The sequence below is a fragment of the Acinetobacter sp. YH16052 genome, assembly GCF_013417155.1.
Taxonomy (GTDB): Bacteria; Pseudomonadota; Gammaproteobacteria; order Pseudomonadales; family Moraxellaceae; genus Acinetobacter.
In genome coordinates this window covers 1-2,687 of the sequence record NZ_VPEO01000089.1, presented here as the reverse complement: position 1 = coordinate 2,687, position 2,687 = coordinate 1, and the positions used below count along the sequence as shown (strand labels likewise).

The following is a 2,687-nucleotide window of genomic DNA, read 5'->3' as shown; positions in this document are numbered from 1 at the left end:
AGTCATAGAGCAGCCACATATTCCAAAGAATATGCTGAGAGGCGATCTTGCAGGTTGCTATAAAATTAAATTATTAAAAGCTGGTGTCAGACTTGTCTATCAAGTTAAAGATGATCAGGTAGTTATCTTGCTCATCACAGTCGGGAAACGAGCTGATAGCATAGTTTATGACGAAGCTAAAAAGCGCATTAAAGACTAAAAATGGGAGCTTATAGCTCCCATTTTTTGACTTCGTATAACGTGTATTACGTTAATTTTAGGAAATTTTTAGAATCACTATGCAGATCATCAATTTAATTGCGAATCATTTTATATTGTTTTCTATACAATAGTTTTTCCATTTATTTTTAAAATCTTCTATAGCTTTTTCTGCTTCTTCCTCTTTGGTATAGATAGGTGATTTCTTTACTTCATCTACTATCTGATTGAAAATTTCACCTTCCTCTTTGAAGAGGTTGCTATAAATACTTTTAGCTTTTTCTACGTCTGAACCCATTTGATGAAAAGTCATCAAGGTGTCTGCTGCATATGCAATTCCATCACATTGTTTATTGTCATCCGCATATGAAAAGGAACAAATTAGTAATAAGATCGAAAAAATTATTGGTTTTCTCATAATGGGAAATTTCATTTTAAAAATAAATACTAAAAGATTTCTATGGATATTAAAATCTATAGAATTTTACTTCATTTAACATAATAGAGCTTATACGAAATGCTTTTTAAAATATCCTTGTTTTTCATATAGTTAAAAATTTTTCATCCCCCTGAAAAACCACAAAAAACCGACTTGGAAACAAGTCGGTTTCTTTTTAAGCAAAACTGTAACTTTTAGCCAATAAAATTGATCAAAAAACATTCGTTTTTGCATTTTTTCCTGATTTCTCAAGGGTCACAGTTCAGAAATAATCCCCAATTTCTGCGGACAACTCTTGGGATAAAATAGGCCAACTTTGTAAGCTAAAACTTACACAGATTTAAGGATTTTGCGGATTGGTAATCCAAGGCATTAGCCCTATGATGAATACATAAGGGAACTGGATGTTTCCAGAAAACAAGAATAAGAAAATAGCGCAAGGAATGGGCAGCACGAGATCAGTAAGATTAGCAACCCGATATGAAAAAGCCCGACAGGATGTCGGGCTTTTTTATGTCTTGAATCTGGATTTCGTATAAGAGATTTTATGTTAAATAAAAGGAAAAAGTGCTTTTAAAAGATTACAGACTAGTAACTAAATTAATTTGATCTAATATTTTTTTGCAGTTTTCAATAGATTCCTTAGCTGATATTTCTGTCACTTTATCCTCTAACTTATAATCTGCAATAATACGTAATTGATGGAAGCTAACTAGTCGATATGCTATAGCTTTCAATTGTTTATTTGCCGGACGTAATTCTATTAAAGTCTGCCGTAAGGATGCATGAGTTCCACCTTTATAGGCATTCACAGGAATGCCTAAGGAATTGGATTTTTCATTAAGTTTATGAAATGCACAGTAATAACTACGGCTTATTATCTGACGATAATCAATTTCTGAAATTGGAGTAATAGAAATGATTTTTTGTGCAAAATTTAAAAATTCTATGCTATCCACGACTATCCTAATTCATTGCTTTTAAAATTTTCAGCCGTAAATATTATAGGATATTTAATAAGCTCTTCATACTCATAACTATCTAATAAGTCTAAAAATTTATCATTCATACCATCATTTAACAGCATAACTGTTTCTAGATCCAAATCGGTATTGAATAGTATTGTAGAAATTTGACTATCATTCACTTCTATAAATCTATTAACTTGATTATTACAGTGTGTGAAGAAGACAGAAAAAGCTACTTTCAATACATCTCTATACAAATCGAGATTTAGATTTGTATTTTCTATAATTTCTTGACGCGTCTCATTTAAGCTTAATAATTCTTGTTCATAGAATTTTTTCTTATTGTCATCTAAAGACTTCATATTAGTTAGCCTTTGATCATTAATATAATAAATTTTACATAAATTAAAGAACGATTCAAAATATGATGGATTATTACTTAACTCAAAAGCTTTCCAATAGGAATCAATTGCTTCTGAGTACTTTCCAGCATGTCCTAAAACATTAGCTATGTTTGAGTAGATCATAGCCTGATAGCCACAATCTTTTGTAAGTAATAATATAGATTTAAATATATTTATAGCTTCATCATGCTTATTTTCATAAGCAGCTATTGTGCCTAAAATAGCTTTATATTTGCATATATCTATACTACGAACCTTTTCCGCATCTCTTTTCCATGATTGAATTTTAAAGACACTAGATGTTTTCCTAACATTAGAGAACATAGCATCAAAAATGCTTTTATCAATAGTTTGAGGAGATATCATAGTCGATTAGGAATTCCATTTTTAATGCGCGGGTATAGTACAATATTTTGCTTTACTGAGTTACTAATTTTAGGTGGGTCATAAATTTATACTTCAAAAATAAAGGATTAGATCGAAAAATACTATTTTTTTTACTAAATATCATCCATTTCTATACTAAACACTTGGTTGTCATTTTTCTACAATTAATAAAATACTGATTAGTTGAATTAATTTAGATAAGAAAAAACCCCGGCATCCTGCCGGGGTTTTTCGTATTGGTTCGTTCGGTATAACTCCTGTCGTACCTTACAGTCCTTGTGCTTATCTATT

At 30.4% G+C, this 2,687-nt stretch carries 4 protein-coding genes; 1 reads left to right on the top strand and 3 read right to left on the bottom strand.

Going from position 1 to position 2,687, the window contains the following annotated elements:
- On the top strand, window positions 1-199 hold a 199-nt coding region (locus FTV42_RS16150; RefSeq protein WP_180039198.1), incomplete at its 5' end, for a type II toxin-antitoxin system RelE/ParE family toxin.
- Window positions 200-304: 105 nt separating this feature from the next.
- Here FTV42_RS16150 and FTV42_RS16145 read toward each other — a convergent pair.
- The 3 genes from FTV42_RS16145 to FTV42_RS16135 form a co-directional block, all read right to left on the bottom strand.
- Complete coding sequence (locus FTV42_RS16145; RefSeq protein WP_228284210.1) at window positions 305-511, bottom strand: 3-hydroxybutyryl-CoA dehydrogenase; 207 nt, start codon at window positions 509-511, stop codon at window positions 305-307.
- Between the two features lie 707 nt (window positions 512-1,218).
- Window positions 1,219-1,596: a hypothetical protein gene (locus tag FTV42_RS16140; RefSeq protein WP_179997592.1), complete on the bottom strand. Its 378-nt coding sequence runs from the start codon at window positions 1,594-1,596 to the stop codon at window positions 1,219-1,221.
- A gap of 2 nt (window positions 1,597-1,598) precedes the next feature.
- Complete coding sequence (locus FTV42_RS16135; protein ID WP_092768988.1) at window positions 1,599-2,375, bottom strand: tetratricopeptide repeat protein; 777 nt, start codon at window positions 2,373-2,375, stop codon at window positions 1,599-1,601.
- Between the last annotated feature and the right edge of the window lie 312 nt (window positions 2,376-2,687).

Coding starts and splice junctions, on each gene's coding strand:
- FTV42_RS16145 (WP_228284210.1), bottom strand. CDS start 511: ATGACTTTTCATCAAATGGGTTCAGACGTAGAAAAAGCTAAAAGTATT.
- FTV42_RS16135 (WP_092768988.1), bottom strand. CDS start 2,375: ATGATATCTCCTCAAACTATTGATAAAAGCATTTTTGATGCTATGTTC.